The 17,530-nt window shown below is 50.0% G+C and carries 18 protein-coding genes and 1 tRNA gene; 15 read left to right on the top strand and 4 right to left on the bottom strand.

What is annotated here, in order from left to right:
- From AC1BI1_RS14460 to AC1BI1_RS14450, 3 genes are all read left to right on the top strand, one after another.
- Positions 1 to 891: FGGY-family carbohydrate kinase (locus AC1BI1_RS14460; protein ID WP_476718012.1), on the top strand; the 891-nt coding region annotated here is incomplete at its 5' end.
- 237 nt (positions 892 to 1,128) lie between these two features.
- Positions 1,129 to 1,214, top strand: a tRNA-Leu gene (locus tag AC1BI1_RS14455).
- 405 nt (positions 1,215 to 1,619) lie between these two features.
- Positions 1,620 to 1,811, top strand: coding sequence for a hypothetical protein (locus AC1BI1_RS14450; protein WP_476718011.1), 192 nt, complete (start codon positions 1,620 to 1,622; stop codon positions 1,809 to 1,811).
- 67 nt (positions 1,812 to 1,878) lie between these two features.
- Here the strand turns inward: AC1BI1_RS14450 and AC1BI1_RS14445 are convergent, their stop codons facing one another.
- Both AC1BI1_RS14445 and AC1BI1_RS14440 read right to left on the bottom strand, forming a co-directional pair.
- Entirely contained in the window at positions 1,879 to 3,009 is a 1,131-nt protein-coding gene (locus AC1BI1_RS14445; RefSeq protein ID WP_476718010.1) for a YkvI family membrane protein, read from the bottom strand.
- Between the two features lie 32 nt (positions 3,010 to 3,041).
- Entirely contained in the window at positions 3,042 to 3,686 is a 645-nt protein-coding gene (locus AC1BI1_RS14440) for a superoxide dismutase (RefSeq protein ID WP_476718009.1), read from the bottom strand.
- Positions 3,687 to 3,925: 239 nt separating this feature from the next.
- Between AC1BI1_RS14440 and AC1BI1_RS14435 the strand changes: the two genes are divergently transcribed.
- Complete coding sequence (locus AC1BI1_RS14435; RefSeq protein ID WP_476718008.1) at positions 3,926 to 4,699, top strand: SIR2 family NAD-dependent protein deacylase; 774 nt, start codon at positions 3,926 to 3,928, stop codon at positions 4,697 to 4,699.
- Here the strand turns inward: AC1BI1_RS14435 and AC1BI1_RS14430 are convergent.
- A complete protein-coding gene (locus AC1BI1_RS14430) occupies positions 4,679 to 5,491 on the bottom strand; it encodes a hypothetical protein (protein ID WP_476718007.1) in 813 nt (270 codons plus the stop codon). The two genes, AC1BI1_RS14435 and AC1BI1_RS14430, sit on opposite strands and share 21 nt — an antisense overlap.
- A gap of 387 nt (positions 5,492 to 5,878) precedes the next feature.
- Between AC1BI1_RS14430 and AC1BI1_RS14425 the strand changes: the two genes are divergently transcribed.
- From AC1BI1_RS14425 to AC1BI1_RS14375, 11 genes are all read left to right on the top strand, one after another.
- Positions 5,879 to 6,694, top strand: a complete 816-nt coding sequence (locus AC1BI1_RS14425) for an SPL family radical SAM protein (RefSeq protein WP_476718006.1) — start codon at positions 5,879 to 5,881, stop codon at positions 6,692 to 6,694.
- A 230-nt stretch (positions 6,695 to 6,924) separates the two neighbouring features.
- Positions 6,925 to 7,710 (top strand): HpcH/HpaI aldolase family protein, encoded by a 786-nt coding sequence (locus AC1BI1_RS14420; protein ID WP_476718005.1) that lies wholly within the window; start codon positions 6,925 to 6,927, stop codon positions 7,708 to 7,710.
- Positions 7,711 to 7,775: 65 nt separating this feature from the next.
- Entirely contained in the window at positions 7,776 to 8,675 is a 900-nt protein-coding gene (gene dapA, locus AC1BI1_RS14415; RefSeq protein ID WP_476718004.1) for a 4-hydroxy-tetrahydrodipicolinate synthase, read from the top strand.
- 13 nt (positions 8,676 to 8,688) lie between these two features.
- Positions 8,689 to 9,654, top strand: coding sequence for a hydroxyacid dehydrogenase (locus AC1BI1_RS14410; protein ID WP_476718003.1), 966 nt, complete (start codon positions 8,689 to 8,691; stop codon positions 9,652 to 9,654).
- 15 nt (positions 9,655 to 9,669) lie between these two features.
- Positions 9,670 to 10,947, top strand: coding sequence for a nickel-dependent lactate racemase family protein (locus AC1BI1_RS14405; protein WP_476718002.1), 1,278 nt, complete (start codon positions 9,670 to 9,672; stop codon positions 10,945 to 10,947).
- 87 nt (positions 10,948 to 11,034) lie between these two features.
- Entirely contained in the window at positions 11,035 to 11,487 is a 453-nt protein-coding gene (locus AC1BI1_RS14400) for a tripartite tricarboxylate transporter TctB family protein (protein ID WP_476718001.1), read from the top strand.
- A 15-nt stretch (positions 11,488 to 11,502) separates the two neighbouring features.
- Positions 11,503 to 13,008 (top strand): tripartite tricarboxylate transporter permease, encoded by a 1,506-nt coding sequence (locus AC1BI1_RS14395; RefSeq protein ID WP_476718000.1) that lies wholly within the window; start codon positions 11,503 to 11,505, stop codon positions 13,006 to 13,008.
- A gap of 130 nt (positions 13,009 to 13,138) precedes the next feature.
- The gene (locus AC1BI1_RS14390; RefSeq protein WP_476717999.1) at positions 13,139 to 14,164 is read left to right on the top strand and encodes a tripartite tricarboxylate transporter substrate binding protein; all 1,026 of its coding nucleotides are present in this window, start codon (positions 13,139 to 13,141) and stop codon (positions 14,162 to 14,164) included.
- 88 nt (positions 14,165 to 14,252) lie between these two features.
- On the top strand, positions 14,253 to 15,041 hold the full coding sequence (gene hyi, locus AC1BI1_RS14385; protein WP_476717998.1) for a hydroxypyruvate isomerase: 789 nt from the start codon (positions 14,253 to 14,255) through the stop codon (positions 15,039 to 15,041).
- A gap of 36 nt (positions 15,042 to 15,077) precedes the next feature.
- Positions 15,078 to 15,974, top strand: coding sequence for a 2-hydroxy-3-oxopropionate reductase (gene garR / locus AC1BI1_RS14380; RefSeq protein WP_476717997.1), 897 nt, complete (start codon positions 15,078 to 15,080; stop codon positions 15,972 to 15,974).
- 95 nt (positions 15,975 to 16,069) lie between these two features.
- Positions 16,070 to 16,801: a FadR/GntR family transcriptional regulator gene (locus AC1BI1_RS14375; protein ID WP_476717996.1), complete on the top strand. Its 732-nt coding sequence runs from the start codon at positions 16,070 to 16,072 to the stop codon at positions 16,799 to 16,801.
- A 38-nt stretch (positions 16,802 to 16,839) separates the two neighbouring features.
- On the opposite strand, the gene AC1BI1_RS14370 is transcribed toward AC1BI1_RS14375, so the two are convergent.
- The gene (locus AC1BI1_RS14370; RefSeq protein ID WP_476717995.1) at positions 16,840 to 17,367 is read right to left on the bottom strand and encodes a nitroreductase family protein; all 528 of its coding nucleotides are present in this window, start codon (positions 17,365 to 17,367) and stop codon (positions 16,840 to 16,842) included.
- Between the last annotated feature and the right edge of the window lie 163 nt (positions 17,368 to 17,530).

Here is a 17,530-nt window from a genome sequence, read left to right as displayed (position 1 = left end):
GAAATTTATCCTTCCTGGGAAGTGGCAGGTGGTGTAAAGCCAGAGGTAGCGGAAATAACCGGATTGAAGGCAGGTACACCTGTGGTGGCGGGCTGCATGGATACCGTGGCGGCCATGCTGGGGGCGGGGATAGCCAACGAAACCCAGGCCCTCATAACTTTAGGCACTGTAGGCAGGATATCCATGGTCACCGAGGAAGGCAAGTGGAGGGCTGAATTTTTAAACTGCCACCATGGAATAGAAAACAAATGGATCAGCATTGCCCTTATCAACACAGCGGGCGCGTGTTTGCGCTGGTACCGGCATATAGTAGGTGAGGATTATACCAGCTTAAACGAAGAAGCGGCAGCTATAGAAGCGGGGAGCGATGGATTAATATTTCTTCCTTATCTGGGTGGAGAAAAATCGCCCATATGGGACACGCAGGCCCGGGGTATCTTTTTTGGCCTCAAGTTACATCATAGCAGGGCGCACCTTTACCGATCGGTGCTGGAAGGTATATCTATGGCTATAAGGCACAACCTGGAGATAATGGTGCGGGAGAATTCTCCAGATATAGCCCTTTACGTGAGCGGGGGAGGAGCGGCGAGCCGTGTCTGGCTGACTATTTTGGCTTCGGTCTTGGGTAAGCCCCTGGTTGTACTTAAAAACCCGGAAACGGAACCCCTGGGTGCTGCCTGGCTTGCAGGGAAAGGTACGGGCGAAGGTAGATGTGAATTGGAACAACTGCTTCAAAGGGGGGTAGCCACGCAAGTTTTACCTAACGAGGATCAGAAACATTTTTATGATAAGTTATTTGAAACGTACCAGTACCTTTATTTGGCTAATAAAGATTTATTCAAATGGGAAAGTATGCGGGATGCAGGATGTCTGAAATCATTTGCTCCTTAGAGCATAACGGCGCCATTAACCCCCAACGCGCCCAAAGCAAGGTATATACCAAGTTCCGTTAGGAGTTGTGTTAAAGGATTACTATTTGGTCCGGCACTGGGATGCCGAAGGGAGCCCCTTGCCGGAAAACTGTCTCAACTAGATGGATTTCACCCTGACAATATCACAGACGGATCACAAGGGGGACCCGGTCCCCTTGACGGCAGGATTTTCATTGTGTTAAACTATTTTTAGCTTGCGGGCGTGGCGGAACGGCAGACGCGCCAGACTTAGGATCTGGTGGGTTTTCGCCCGTGGAGGTTCAAGTCCTCTCGCCCGCACCAGAAAATTATAGGGTTGAGAGAATAGGCCACTTGAAGAAGTGGCCTATTTCCTTGTGCGCCGTGTGTCCGAGAACACTCTCCAAAGATTATATCTCCTTCTGAAACTGGGAGGGATGTGGCGTAATCTTTTCCGGAACGCCTTAGGATGCCTTAGGATGCACCTCCTACCTTAGAGATGGTCACCGGCGGTAAGGCTGGTTTAGGGATACGCCTGTTTTATGAGTGCAATGGTAGTAGTTTCTTAAGACTTAAGATAGCTGACCGATATTTACAGATGATTTCTTGAGCTAATCGATTAAACAACTAAAAGGGTGAACGAGTAAGCAATTCGAGCCTTCGTAGAAACAATTGCCGGTAAGTCCATTTACACTGCTTATCACTCAGAGAGGAGGTGTTCTTAAGCCAATGCCGGGGAGTATTATTCAAATGATGACCATTATATCATTGATTGTACCTATGGGGATGGTTATCGGCTGGGTTATTTTCTTAGTGATAGCCTGGAGATTTATGAAAGCTCATGAGGCTATTGCGAACACGTATAAGTCCCTAGAAAGTATGATGAGGGAACTTATGGAAAGCATAAAGGCTAAAGGTTAAACCTTTTCTACTCAAAAGGCGAATAGCTAATAGGGGTATAGATGAAGCCGCTCAGCCAGGGCGGCTTTTAGCTTTTTTTCTTTAAAGGTAAAACTTTGCGTGCCCAGGCAGGAAGAAGGCCTTTAAGAAAAAAGTTAGGGAGCATAACAGGCAAGTGTTCGCGCAGGAAATAATAGGCCAGGGCTCCTAGCAACAAGAGACCGCCGTAACCAACTAGAGGGAAGAGGGTGGCTACCAGGCGGGAAAAGCCCAATTGCGCAGCCACCAGAGCTACAACGCTGGCGATAATGGCCAGGTAGCAAAACCGCCTGCTTTCCGGTTCTGCCAGGCGAGCGGTAAAACCGTAAAGGCTGCTGACGCCGGTGGTATAGATTTCGGCCAGTAAAATGACGCTATAAAACGTACGAGCCAAAGGAGCCAAGCTGCCTGCTATCTGCAGCATGGGTACTTCCCACGCAGTTACGTCGGGAACGGTGGCCAGTAGGGCTAAAGCAATGGCTCCGGCCCCCAGACCCAGGCCCAACCCTCCGAAGGCGGCTCCCGGCAGGAGATTTTCCTGCCGGCTCAAGGATCCCAGGGGAGCGAGAACGGCTATAGCTAGGACCAGGTTATAAGAAGCGTAGAGCAAAGCGGCCAGGGGCCAGAAGGGGGCTGCTGCCCGTGGAACTTCTGACCAGGAGAGATTGGTCAGCAGGGAAGCCGGATTTTTGAAGATGGTAAGGAGGCTTACTCCCAGCACAGTGGCTATCAAAAGTGGTGCCACAAAGCTGATAGCAGTAATTACCCGGCTTATACCCAGAAGTACTGTAAGAAGAGTTACTGCGATCAGGAGGGTACTTCCCAACAAGGCAGGGAGGCGGTATTCCTCCAAAAAAATGGCACCAGCACCGGCGGCCATGACTGCCAGAGCTCCGAAGAGAAAAAAGGTTGTAATTCCATCTACCGCTTTACCGAGCCAGGGGCCTCCGGTGTGGCGCATTACAGGCAGGTGGGAATGGGCCTTTAAATGATGGCTTAGTATCAGAACTAAATAACCGAAAAAGATAAAGAGGACTGTAGCCAAGCCTAATCCGATAAGTCCCCAAAAGCCAAAGTACCCGAAAAACTGCAGTACCTCCTGGCCGGAGGCAAAACCCGCCCCTACTACAGTACCTATATAAGCAGCGGCAATTCTAAAGATAGAGTATTGTTTCGCCATGTCGATGTTATTTTGCCTGAAAAGGAGCTACCTTAAACATGAACCTTGTTCAAGGGCACCTGGGCGGGCAAAGCCAGGTGCAGCCGCTTTTCTACTTCAGACCAGTCGACGATATGCCACCAGGCTTCAATATAATCGCGCCGCCGGTTTTGGTAATCGAGGTAATAGGCGTGTTCCCAGACATCCAGCACTAAAATAGGAATGACACCCCACTGGGTTAAATTTTGGTGTTTTTCTGCGGTGAGGATTTCCAGTCGCCGCCAGAAAGGTTGCCAGGCCAGTATAGTCCATCCGGAGGCTTCCACATTTTCGGCTGCCTGGGTAAATTGTTCCCGGAAGATGGTCCAGCTGCCAAAATACCTTTCCAGGTATTGGAGGACTAGGTCAAAGGGTTCACGGCTTCCCCAGGGCCCCATAGTAGCCCAGTAGATGCTGTGCAAGATATGGCCGGAACCGTGAAAAGCCAGTTCCCTTTCCCAGTGCTTTACCAGGGAAAAATCGTGTTTGTGACGAGCTTCCACTAATTTTACTTCGGCCCGGTTTAAACCTTGTACATATGATTGGTGGTGGCGGTTGTGGTGAATTTGCAAAGTAGTGGCACTGATATAAGGCTCTAAGGCATTATAAGAATAGGGCAGGGGCGGCAGGTGATGCTGTCCGGGTGGGAGTTCCTTCATAGTGCATCTTCTCCTTCCGTAATCCCTCAAAATTTTCTTCCTTCAGTATCCTATGTAGATGCCCAATACCCGGGTGAACCAATTCGAAATATCCACGCTCTATAAAAGGGCATCGCCCTTAATACCAGACACGAGATAAAGCGTAGGACAAATGGCAGTTGTTCTGAGGGAATACAATCCTCTATTACCATCTTTAAAACAAGGTTAGTTTGCATTAGACTAAATGGGGGGGACGCAATATGAAGGATCTGTCTGAAGCCGTTGCCAGGGTTAGCCAAATTTTAAAGAGCTCGCGTAAAACCCTGGTGCTGACAGGTGCCGGTGCCAGTACGGAAAGCGGTATTCCCGATTACAGGAGCAAGGGCACGGGTCTGTGGCAAAAATTTGACCCTATGGAGAAGGCCAGCGTTACTGCTCTGCTTACCAACCCGGAGGACTTTTATGGCTTTAATCTGCCCCGCTGGTCAAGCTATATCGAGGCGGAACCCAATATAACCCACCGGGCCCTAGCCAGGTTGGAGGAGATAGGCCTCATCCATGGAGTGATCACTCAGAACATAGATGGCCTACACCAGAAGGCGGGCTCCCGAAGGGTCTGGGAGGTTCACGGCCATCTGCGCACCTGTCACTGCCTGGAGTGTGGTGAAAGCTACCCCTTTACAGAGCTTATTGGACAATTCAGCCGGGGAACAAACCCGCCTAAATGCCCCCAATGCCGTGGTATACTCCGGCCTGATGTGGTGCTTTTTGAGGATCCCATGAGCCAGGACTACTACCGCGCTCTGGAAGAAATGGAGGACTGCGAGGTACTTCTGGTAGTGGGGAGTAGCTTGCAGGTTTATCCGGTAGCCGAATTACCCCGTTTAGCCGGCAAGCTGATAATAATAAATAAGGAGCCCACCCCCTGGGATCGCAGGGCTGAGGTGGTAGTGCACGAACAAGCCGGCAAATTCTTTGGGGAGTTATTAAAGATGTTGGAACCAGGCCAACAATCAGGCAACCCCGAACCATAGGGTGCGGTTAGCTCCAACATATTTATCAGACAGTACATTAAGGGCCCTGCGGAGCAAAGGCATATTTTCGGACATGAAGTGAAGTATGTGGCTCAAACCGAACTCCGAAGCGTAAAGATGTTGGCTAGCGAGGGCATAATAATGCCGGCCTATTTCTAAATAATCTTCTAAGCTCCTCTCCCATTGGCCTAATCTTCGTGCGCGCCTTACATGCCAGCTGGAACTATCAACGTACTCGGGAAACATACCGGCCATAAATAAGGCTAAGTCACCTATGCGCCGGTGTACCTCAAAGCGGTATCTTTCGTCCACCACAGAAGATAGCAAGAGGATATCATCCAGCTCCATACTGCTGAGTGTGCGGCGGTAAACCCGGGAACCGATGGAGTATACGAGCACATAAGTCTGGACGCGGGTAAAGGAGCTCAAAAGCTCGGCTAGATAACTGATCACAGCATTATCTTCCAGAGCCTTTTTCACTTGGGGCGCATCAAAAACCGGTAGCCGCAGTTTTCCATGTCCTTCATACATATAGGAGGCATGCTCCAGATCGCGCCTTACCTGGCGCAAAAGTATATTAAAAAGAAAATAGGGGGATATAAAGAGCAGTTCCTCCCGCTTTTCCAATAGTTTGTGAAATAGCTTGGAATCGTCCAGCATGATTTCAATAAAGTCTTCTTTATCTCGAACTATCTCTTTGACTTTAGCATGGTCATTTCTCTTATCAGCGACCGCCTGCACTAGAAAGTCCAAATCCCTCTCCGTAATTGGAGTAAGGAAATTATGCTGCATTCTTTCCCCTCCCGTCAGGAAGCGGATTACATGTTTATATAATATTGTAAGTCAACCTAGAACAACAGAGAAGCAGGGATCGATTCTCTACGTCCATATATCCTACACCGTTGTGAAGCAAAGAGTGTCAACCTTGGGCAGGATTATAAGGAGTGGGCTATAAGCCTTCACTGCTACCCCGCGGTTCTACTTGAGACAGGTTGTTACCCAAGGGACAGAAGAACCGCTGGGCGGTTGGTTGGAGGTGCGGTAGGGCATTTTCTGGTGCCAAGCCCCACACCTAAGCAAAATAATAAATTTCTTATCGGGAACATTCTATAGAGAAAGGGGCATCATATCATTAGCTTGCAGAACATTGAGCGAGAAGAAGGCAGAAGGCCGTACGTATTGCAGACAACCTCTTGTAAGAGTGCCCTAAACAGGACTGGCATCCCCGGCTACCGTTATTGCCTTAACCCCTACACCGGTTGCTCCCACGGCTGCTGCTACTGTTACGCGGACACTGTCCTCCGCTTCTCCGGCCAGGGGAGGAAGTGGGGTGAATTTGTAGCCGCTAAGGTGAACTTCCCTGAAGTCCTCAAGCGTGAGCTCCAGCGTAGGCGGGCGCCTCTGGGCAGGATCCTCCTGGGAACCGTTACAGACGCCTACCAACCCGTTGAAGCGGTGTTCGGCCTGACCAGGGCCTGTCTGGAGGTTTTTACGGAGGATTGGCCCGACGCAGAGATTGACCTGCTCACCAAATCCGACCTGGTAGTCCGGGACGTAAATTTGCTCAAGCAGCTGAAGAATTGCTCCGTAGGTTTTACAGTTACCACTTCTGACGATGCTGCTGCGGCCGTGTTGGAACCCGGAGCCGCTCCCCCGTCAGCCCGCCTTCAGGCCGCGGAAAGGCTGGTTGCCGAAGGTATACATGTATGGGTGTTTGTCGCGCCTATCCTCCCCGGGGTGGGCGATACCCTGGAGGCGATGGGCAAGCTGGTAGATGCTCTGAAAAATGCCGGGGTTAGGGAAGTCTATCTCGATCCGCTGAATCCCTATCCGGCATCCGTGCAGCGCTTAGAAGCTGCTTACCGCAGACGGTTTCCCTGGGCCTTAAAATATTTAAAGTGCTACTCATCCGATTCTCGTAGGTACTTGCAGGTTTTAGCTAAGCGGTTCGAGCTCCTTTCACGTAAGTATGGGTATAACTTAAAGCTGGATTGAGCTGTCCTTAGAGGCTAAAGAGAGCTACACCCGAATCTCGCTGACTCCGGAGACCCGCTGCTCCGGATTTCTTGTTTTCTGATAAATTTTATGATCAATCCAGCAAGGCAGAAGGAATTTTTTATGTGGCGTCGAATAGTTATAACTGAATTGTCGCACACATCAAATCACAAAATTAACAGGTCATTTTATGTTAAGTTTATATGTCAACCTTATAAGGAGTGAAAAAAGTGAGAGACAACAGGGTAAAAAAGGTTCTGGCCAATGGCAAAGTAGTTATTGGCACTATGATTTCGGAGGTCCGCGGGCCTGGCATTATTACCATGCTGGCCACAGCGGGTTATGATTTCGTCTTTATTGACATGGAGCATTCTTCCTACAGCCTGGAAACCGTGGCCGATATGATTGTGGCTGCTAAGGCGACCGAGATGATGGCTATTGTGAGAACCCCGGGGCTCTCGCGTCTGGCTTTGTCACGTCCCTTGGATGCGGGTGCTGACGGCCTTCTCATCCCCCAAGTAGAGACCGAGGAAGAGGTAAAGGAGATTATCGAATACAGTAAATACTATCCCCTAGGCCAGCGCGGAATGGCCATCAGGCGTGCCCATTCCAACTTTGCCAAGGTGAATACGGCGGAATATATAAAGCGGGCCAACGAAGAGACTCTGATAGTCATTCAGATAGAAAGTCAACTTGCCCTGCGGAACCTGGAGAAGCTTGTCTCCGTGGAAGGTGTGGATGCGGCCTTTATCGGTCCTGCCGACCTTTCCCAGTCCTATGGAATACCAGGCCGGTCAGATGATCCCAGGATTCAAGAAGACCTGAAAAGGTTTATTCAAGTTTGCCATGAACACGGGGTGGCTCCCGGTATCCACGTGTACGATATGGAAGCTGCCAAAAGGTGGATTGAGGCGGGAATGAGGCTTATAGCCTACTCCAGTGACATCGTCATGATAGTGGATACAGCGACCCAATACACTACTGAACTAAAAAATTATATTAAAGCCCTTCGCTAAACATTCCTTAGTTTGGAAAGGGCCTCCCATGGCTAAACAGAAACTTTCAGGAGGTGTCTTTATTCATGGCTAAATTCGTACCCAAAGGTATTATTCCGGCTATGGCTACACCGAGCGATGAGTGGGGTAACATCAATGAAGCTGCTCTCCGCAAATTGGTAAATCACTTGATTGATGGAGGAGTACACGGGCTTTTCCCAGTAGGAAGCCAGGGAGAATTTTTTGCCCTTACCTTTGAACAAAAGAAAAAAGTAATTGAGATAGTAATTGATGAAACCAGAGGCCGAGTCCCTGTTTACGCGGGAACCGCGGCCATGACCACCAAAGAGTCTATAGAAACTACCAAGATGGCTCGCGAGTTGGGTGTGGATGCTGTATCCATTTTAACTCCTTATTTTACTAACTTGAGCCAGAAAGAAGTTATCGAACATTACTTAGCTATAGCCAGAGCTGTACCCGATCTCCCCATACTCCTTTATTCCAACCCTGCCAGGACCAAAGTACCTATAGCGGTGGAAACCGTCAAGGAGCTGGCAGCAGTAGACAACATAGTGGGTATTAAAGATTCCAGCGGCGACATGACTCTGACGGCCGAGTATATCCGGGTAACGCGGGGAATGGATTTTTATGTTCTGGCTGGCCGGGATACCCTCATCTATGCCACCCTTTGTTACGGAGGCACTGGCTCCATCACGGCCACGGCCAATGTGGAACCCCGGATCGCGGTGGAAATTTATGAAGCCTTTATGGCCGGCGACCACAAGCGGGCCCTGGAGGCCCAGTACCGCCTGGCGCCATTGCGTTTAGCTTTCGAGCTGGGTACTTTCCCGGTGGTTATCAAGGAAGCCCTGAACATGATAGGGATTGAGGCGGGCCAGGCCATCCGGCCGGTGGGGCCATTGACAGAAGAAAACCGGGCTAAGTTGCGCCAGGTTCTTCTGGAGATGGGGATACTGGAGTACTAGGGATGGTGTGAATATGAGAAAGAAGGTTCTTATTGTACAGCCTATTCATGAAAGTGGTATTAAATTATTCGGCGATGACTTCGAAGTGGTAATTGCCACCGATCCTTCCGTCGAAACAGTTAAGCGGGAAATAAAAGGTGTGGAAGGCGTAATAGTTCGTACGGCGCCCTTCACCCGGGAAATAATAGAGGCTGCAGACAGCCTTAAAGTTATTGCCAGACACGGTGTGGGGGTAGACAATATCGATATACAGGCGGCTACGGAAAAAGGTATCTTGGTTCTTAATACACCCGATGCTAATGCCGTGTCGGTAGCCGAACATACCATTACGGCCATAGGGGCGCTGGCCAAAAAATTGAGGTATATGGATAGGGCTACCCGGGAGGGTAACTGGGAGGCCAGAAACGAGTATAAAGCCATCGATCTGGACGGCAAAGTATTGGGACTAGTAGGTCTCGGCAGGATTGGGACCCTGGTGGCTAAAAAAGCCTCGGCAGCCTTTAACATGAGGGTAATAGCCTACGACCCCTATGTCAGCCGCCAAGTAGCAGAAGACAACGGTATCACTTTATATGATGACCTCGACCGGATATTTCGGGAGGCCGACGTGGTATCCCTTCATACTCCTTTGACGGCCGAGACCAGAGGTCTAGTAAACGCCGCAAGGCTCTCTCTGATGAAGCCCACAGCCTTTTTAGTTAACTTTTCCCGGGGCGGAGTGGTGGATGAGGAGGCCCTTTATAAAGCCTTAAAGAGCGGAGCCATTGCCGGCGCGGCCCTGGATGTCTTCCAGGAAGAACCTCCCCCGCGCAATCATCCGTTATTCGGGCTAGATAATGTGCTACTTTCTCCTCACAGTGCGGCATTAACCCAGGAGTGTGTAGTGCGCATGGCTACCGGTGCAGCCCAAGGAGTGGTAGATGTGCTTAGCGGTAGGAAGCCACAATTTGTGGTTAACCCCGAAGTGCTTGAGAAGTGAGGGCGAGGATAGCGGATGGCCAAGTACGCTGTGCCTAACGGAGAGAGAATAGTGGAATTTGAAATTCCCGACCACGTGGACGTAACGATAGTGGAATCTAAAAGGTTACCGGTTATCCTTGACCCGGAAAGGGCCATCCGGGAAGCCTTCAAAAATCCTTTGGGACCCCTTCGACTGTCCGCTCTTGTGCGGCCGGGCCAGAAAGTAGCCATAGTCGTTACAGATATTACCCGTAAGCTACCAGAGGATATTATTTTACCCATCCTGGTAGAAGAGTTATTGGCTGGGGGTATTCGGCTGGATGATATTACGGTGGTAGTGGCCACCGGGACTCATAGACCAAATACCCGGGAAGAGCTTATAGAGAAGTTTGGGGAGGATATAGTTAGTCGTTTGAAATTTGTTAATCACAATGCCTGGGATAAAACAGGCCTGGTTAATTTGGGGAAATCGAGACGGGGTATACCACTGGTTGTCAATAAACGTGTAGCGGAAGCAGACATTAAGATTTCTACAGGCGTTATTGAAACCCATCTTCTGGCCGGCTACAGCGGCGGCGTGAAGAGCATAGCTGTCGGTGTGGCGGGGGCAGAGACCATCGCAGCCACCCACAACTACCAGGTGATGTCCGAAAGCAGGCTGGGGGTGATAGAGGGCAATATCTTTCGGGAATTTTTAACCGAGGCAGCAACGGCTATCGGCCTACACTTTATAGTCAACGTGGTTCAGACCGGACAGAAAGAGCTGGTGAGGGTAGTGGCAGGGGACCCGGTGCAAGCGTTCCTGGAAGGAGTGAACACCGCCCGGGCTATGTACGAGGTAGAGATCGACTGGCCGGGAGATATCATTATTGCCGGGGTGGGTTATCCCAAGAACCGCGACCTCTACCAGGCCACCAGGGCTGCCAATACCTCAGTCTTCGGACCCAACCCGGTGGTAAAAAAGGGTGGGGTAATAATAATTCCGGCGAGCTGTGAAGATGGCTTCGGCCACCCCGGATATGTGGAGTGGATGGCCAGGTCCGAAAGTCCCGATGACATTATTGAGTACGCCAGAAACAAAGGGTTTGCCCCCGGAGAACAGAAGGCTCTCATCCTGGCCTGGATACTTAAGCATGCGCGCGTGGTGATTACAGATTGCCTGATCTCTGGGGACGAACTAAGGCGCATCCACTTGGAGGCAGTCCCAACCTTGCAGGAAGCCATAGATAGGGAGCTTGAGCGTCACCCTAAGGCCAGGGTGATTATAATTCCCGATGCTTTACTCACTTTACCTGTTGTTAGGGCTAATTGAATATGGATGGTAGGCTACTAGTGTTTAAGCAGGCCACAAGGGTGTGAGTTGATAAATAGGCCTTATGGCCAGGAGGTGATTGGAGCGGTGAAAAGGCATGAACGGCTTGCCGGAATGTTTTTCATAATCGTTGGGATCGCAACAGTTATCTATTCTTATTTCGACCTAAAGCTGGGTGAGTTTCGGCATCCCGATTCGGGCTTCATGCCGTTCTGGTGCGGAGTAGCTTTGATTATCTTCAGCTTAATATGGGTTAAAAGTAATTGGGGTCCGGTGGATAATCCGGTTGGCTTCTGGGCAAAAGGGCAGTGGATAAAACCGTTAATAGCAGTAGTAGCGATGTTAGTATACGGGTGGTTCATGGAAGGGCTAGGCTATCTTTTATCCACTCTTATATTCCTTCTAGCCTGGCAGGCCATAATTGAGCGAGAAAAGTGGTTTAAAACCCTGATTATATCCATAGTTGGTACAACAGTTATGTATTTTCTCTTCGAACGCATGTTGGGCGTCCCACTCCCACCGGGAGTATTTGCCCTATAAAAGGAGGACAGATCCGTGGATATCTTCCAGGGATTGATGGACGGCTTCTCCATAGCTCTATCAGGTACCAATTTACTGGTGGCCTTTTTAGGTGCGCTTTTGGGTACAGCGGTGGGGGTTCTTCCGGGGCTGGGGCCGGCTGCCACTATCTCCTTGCTTCTCCCGGTAGTATACAAGATAGGCTCACCAGCTACAGCTATCATTTTCCTTGCAGGAATTTACTATGGAGCCATGTATGGAGGGTCTACCACCTCCATCCTTCTGAACTTGCCGGGTGAAGCTGCCTCGGTGGTTACCTGTATCGACGGCTATAAAATGGCGCAGAAAGGTCGGGCCGGAGCTGCCCTGGGCATTGCAGCGATAGGGTCGTTTATAGCAGGTACTATAGGGGTTATAGGTCTTACTTTTGTAGCTCCGCCCGTGGCTGAATTTGCTCTGCGCTTTGGACCGCCCGAGTATTTCTCGTTAACTCTAGTCGGCCTCCTGCTGGCAGTATTTTTGTCAGGCACTTCCTTAATAAAGGGGCTTATCCTGCTGGTAATCGGGCTTTTGCTGGCCAGCGTAGGCCTGGACCCTGTTACAGGTAAAACCCGCTTTAGCTTTGGTATCGTGGGACTGCAAAGCGGATTTGACTTCGTTACCCTGGCTATGGGTGTCTTCGGCCTTGGAGAAATATTGTACAATTTGGAACAAAATATGGCTAGCGAGCTAGTCACCACCAATATAGGCAGGATTTATCCCACGCTGAAGGACTGGGTGGCCTCTAAGTGGGCTATTTTGCGCGGGTCAATCATTGGATTTTTTACCGGCATTATTCCCGGCGGGGGCGCGGTAGTTGCCTCGTTGACTTCCTATGCGGTGGAAAAGAAGTGTTCTAAGCACCCAGAGGAATTTGGACACGGTGCTATTGAGGGTGTGGCCGGCCCTGAGTCGGCCAATAACGCTGCCTCGAGTGCCTCCTTTATTCCCCTTTTAACCTTGGGCATACCGAGCAATGCTTCCGTCGCCATGATATATGCTGCCTTGCTAATCCAAGGAGTAACCCCTGGGCCATTCCTCATTAAGGAACATCCCGAGGTATTTTGGGGTGTTATAGCTTCCATGTATGTGGGGAATGCTATGCTCCTCGCCTTGAACTTACCCCTCGTAGGGTTGTGGGTTCAGTTATTGAAAGTACCCTTTGGTATACTGGCCCCAACCGTGATACTTTTTACCACGGTAGGCGTATACAGCATATCCAATGATACCTTTCAGGTGTTTGCCCTTATTTTCTTCGGCATCTTTGGCTATTTCCTCAGGAAGCTCGATTTTGAACCCGGGCCTCTCCCTATGGCCTTTGTCCTGGGTCCCATAGTAGAAAATTCCTTGCGCCAGTCGCTATTAATGTCAGGTGGAAGGATGACCATTTTTGTTACTCGTCCTATTTCGGCCATACTCCTTGGGATTTTTGCGCTTCTCGTGATCGGGCAAGTCATAAAGGCCTTAGGGGTGTTAAAGGAGAAGAAGTCGGTTCTGCTCTGAAGGGGTATGCTGGTGTCGTGCCTCAAGCCACCTCTGGGGCAAGCACGCCTGCGGTATGGCTTGAGATAGATAGCTAAAGGGCTATCCACGGGTAGGGTATATACCCACAGGGGGGAGGAATAAGTTTTTCATGAATCGCCTGCGCAAATCTTTGATTCTGGTATGTCTTTTGGTAGTGGCCTTTGGAGCCTCAGTGGTACTTGGGGGCTGCGGCCAGTCTTCTGGCAAGAGCCCGGAGAAAGCCGCAGAAAAGCCCAAGTTTCCAGAAAAGCCAATAACTCTGGTGGTGCCCTATGCCGCCGGAGGCTCTACTGACCTGCTGGCCCGGGCGGTAGAGAAGGTGTGGAGCAAATATAGCCCCCAGCCGCTGGTGGTAGTTAATAAGAGCGGCGCCGGTGGTATAGAGGGAAGAGAGTCGGTAGTTCGCTCCAAGCCGGACGGTTATACCCTTCTTGCCGGGTATGGTTCAGGCGAAGATCTAGTAAAGCCCCAGCTAGAAAAACTACCTTTTGATCCATTGAAAGACTTTGCTCCCGTATCTCGTCTCTCTATCCATTCTGTGGTAGTTGCTGTTCCGGCCAACTCCCAATTCAAGACCCTGCGGGAACTGGTAAACTGGGCAAAAACAGAAAATAAAGAAGTGACCGCGGCCATTTCCACAGCAGCGGGTGCCGTGGATTTCGTTATGAAGGGGATTGGCAAGGTGGCGGGAATAAAGGTGGTGACCATACCTCACGCAGGGGGCGCACAGTCAGTGGCAAGCCTGGTTGGCGGGCAGACCATAATGGGAGGGGGGCACCCCTCAGAGATTATGCCCCACGTCAAGGCTGGCAGGCTTAGAGCATTGGCTGTAGCGCTTCCTGAGCGGGATCCGGCTCTAAAAGATATTCCTACACTGAAGGAGGAAGGCATTGATTTCTATACATGGGGCTCGGTTAAAGGTGTGGCAGTTCCCAAGGGTACTCCTAAGGAAGTGATAGACTACTTAGACGGTATCTTTAAGAAGATCTCAGAGGATCCTGAGTTCAAGAAATCCATGGAAGAATTGTTACAGCCTATAATGTACCAGGGTCCGGAAGAATTTGCTAAATTTATGCAACAAGCCTACAATGATTATGGTAAACTAATTAAGGACCTTAACATTACTGTAAAATAAACCTGAAAACAGCAAAAGGAGTATCAAAAAACGCCCCCCGTGGATAGCCTCTTTTTTTAAGACTTTATAGTATTTGGGAGGTGCTGCCATGCCAAAATTTGCCGCCAATTTAACCATGCTCTTCAACGAAGTGCCCTTTCTGGAACGTTTCAAAGCTGCCCGCGAGGCCGGATTTAAAGCAGTAGAATTCCTATTTCCGTACGAGTATGAAATAGACCAGATAAGGAGCCTGTTGGAGAGGAACAATCTTCAGGTGGTGTTATTTAACCTTCCTGCCGGCAACTGGGCTGCGGGCGACCGCGGGATTGCCGCTGACCGGGTCCGCAAGGAAGAGTTCCGGGCCGGAGTAAAACAGGCCTTGAGCTTTGCCCGCGAATTGGGCGTGCCCCGTTTAAACTGCTTGGCGGGTAAAGCAGTATCTTCCAGCTCTTATGAAGAACAGTGGCAGACTATGGTGGATAACGTACGTTACGCGGCCGAAATCCTTGGCCAGCACGGAATAAACCTCATGGTGGAAAACATTAACCATTATGACATACCTGGCTTCTTTCTAAACACCACAAAACAGGTTTTAGAGTTGATTTCAGAAGCAAACATGCCCAATGTCTACCTACAATATGATATTTACCATGCTCAACGGGAAGAAGGGAATCTGACCAACACTTTACGCGAACATATACAAAAGATAGGACATATTCAAATTGCCGATAATCCCGGCCGGCACCAGCCGGGTACAGGTGAAATAAACTATCGCTACCTCCTGCAGGAAATCGATAAGTTGGGATATGAAGGATATGTATCCTTAGAATATATTCCCCAACCGGACACTTTAAGTTCTTTAACATGGATTACAGAATATGGCTACGCCCTGGGTTAAACCTTACGCAAATATTTTAGAAGGGAGTAGAGGATTATGGGCAAAATTGGCTTCATCGGTTTGGGCATCATGGGCAAGCCCATGAGCAAAAATCTTATCAAGGCCGGCTATCAATTGGTGGTGTACAATAGAAGCCAGGCAGCTGTGGAGGAATTAGTAGCTGCCGGGGCTGAGCCCGCCAGCTCTCCCCGGGAAGTAGCTGAGCGCTGTGATAAATTCATCACCATGCTGCCCAATTCCCCCCAGGTAAAGGAAGTAGTGCTGGGTCCCAATGGCCTTCTTGAAGGAGCCCGACCAGGGTCCATATTGATCGACATGAGTTCTATAGACCCCCAGGTGACCAAAGAGATAGCCGCTAAACTGGCCGAAAAAGGAGTGCGCATGCTAGATGCGCCGGTGAGCGGGAGCGAGCCCAAGGCCATAGAAGGAACCTTGGCCATCATGGTGGGTGGGAAGCAGGAGGACTTTGATGAATGTTATGAGATCCTTAGAGCCATGGGAAGCTCTGTCGTGCGGGTGGGGGATATAGGCGCGGGGAACGTGACTAAACTGGCCAACCAGATCATTGTAGCCCTTAACATTGCCGCCATGTCCGAGGCTTTGGTGCTGGCTACTAAAGCCGGAGTAGATCCCGAGCTGGTTTACCAGGCCATCCGGGGAGGCCTGGCCGGCAGTACAGTCCTGGACATGAAAGCACCTATGGTTATCTCCCGGAACTTTAAACCCGGCTTCCGGATAAACCTGCACATTAAAGACCTGGCCAATGCCTTAGCGGCCGCCCACGAGATAGGGGTTCCCATACCTTTAACTTCGGTGGTTATGGAGATCCTCCAGGCCCTAAAGGTGGACGGGCTGGGTGATGCTGACCACAGTGCCATTGTGCGTTTCTATGAGAAGTTGGCCCAGGTCGAGGTGAGGAAGGAGAAAAGCTAATGTTTCCTTCCTTGAAGGTCCAGGCCGCTTGGCTAAAGCAGCCTGGACCTTGGCCTGCCTGCTAGAAAAATGCAAGAATCAGGGTGTGTAAAGCCGTGGAAGAAAAATTTATCATTCGTAAGAAGAAATTGTATGAAGAGGTCATAGACAGCATAACGCGCCTCATTAAAAGTGGAAACTACAGAGTGGGGGATCGGCTTCCTTCCGTTCAAGAATTAAGTGAAATGTTTGGGGTGGGTAAACCTACTTTACGTGAAGCTCTCTCCGTGTTGGCCTCCAGCGGTGTCCTGGAGATCAGGCATGGTAATGGAATTTTTGTTAAGCGCTTACCGGTAGAACCCCAGGATTTCCTACCCAACCTGAGCGAAGTGGATATTGAAAAGCTGTTATTTTGGCTGGAATTTCGCCGGGCCATCGAAGTGGAGGCTGCCGGTCTGGCGGCTGAAAGGCGCGAAGAGGCCGATTTGAAGGCTATGGAGGCAGCAGAGAGACAGGTAGAAGAGGAGGTCAGTCAAGGGCGTGTGACGGCCGATACCGACTACCGATTTCACCATTGTATAGCTTTAGCCACCCATAATCCGGTATTTATCCAAGCGGCTGCCACTATCGCTCATATTTTACAGGAATATTGGCGATTGAGCTTAAAGCATGCCCGAGGCTTGCCGTGGCACCGCGAACTGGTGAGCGAAGAGCATTGTAGAATTCTGGAAAACATCCGGAAAAAGCGGCCCCGCGAGGCCCGTCAAGCCATGCTGGAGCACATCAACAACGTAGAGAAGAGGGTAAGATTGCTGCAGAGGCTGACTAGCGGAGAGAAAGAAAAATAAACCCCGGTGGAATTTCCGGGGTCTTTAATTTTTAAAGCCTACTTGATGATTTTGACTACTTCTTCTACCGGACGACGGGACCGGGGGGAAGGACTTTGAGCAGGATAACCCACAGGTATCAGAGCTACCGGCCGCAAGTTAGAGGGGAGAGATAGGATGCGCCTCACCTCTTCTTCATTAAAAGCTCCCACCCAACAAGTGCCCAGACCTTGGCTGGTAGCTGTTAAGATCAGATGGGTAACAGCCGTTGCTGTATCTTGAAGGCAGTATAGTGTGCGTCCTCTCTCGCCATAGGAGGCAGCCGCCCGTTCCAAATCAGCACAGACCACTATGACTACCGGTGCCTCTGCTACAAATTTTTGGCCAAAAGCCGCCTGGGCCAGAGCTGCTTTAAGGTCTTCCCGATAAATGCAATAGAAAAACCATGGTTGAACATTTCCTGCTGACGGAGCCAGACAAGCCGTTTCCAGGAGGTTGTAGACCATAGTTTCCGGGACAGGGTCTGGTTTAAAACGGCGTATGCTTCGCCTTTCTTTTATAACTGTTATTACATCCTTACTACTCAACCTTTAGTTCCCCCTTTTATTATTTCAATTCAGTACCAAGTTTACCAAGGAAGTATAACTATTGCAAGCTTCCAAAGCTTTAAGGTTCTAAAAGTGATGTGATAAACCCCTTAAATCAAGGCTAATTGCAGTCGAAAACACGAGATAAATAATAGGTGATGTT

The organism is Thermanaeromonas sp. DSM 22490 (assembly GCF_056378755.1).
This window is presented reverse-complemented; position numbering and strand designations above follow the sequence as displayed.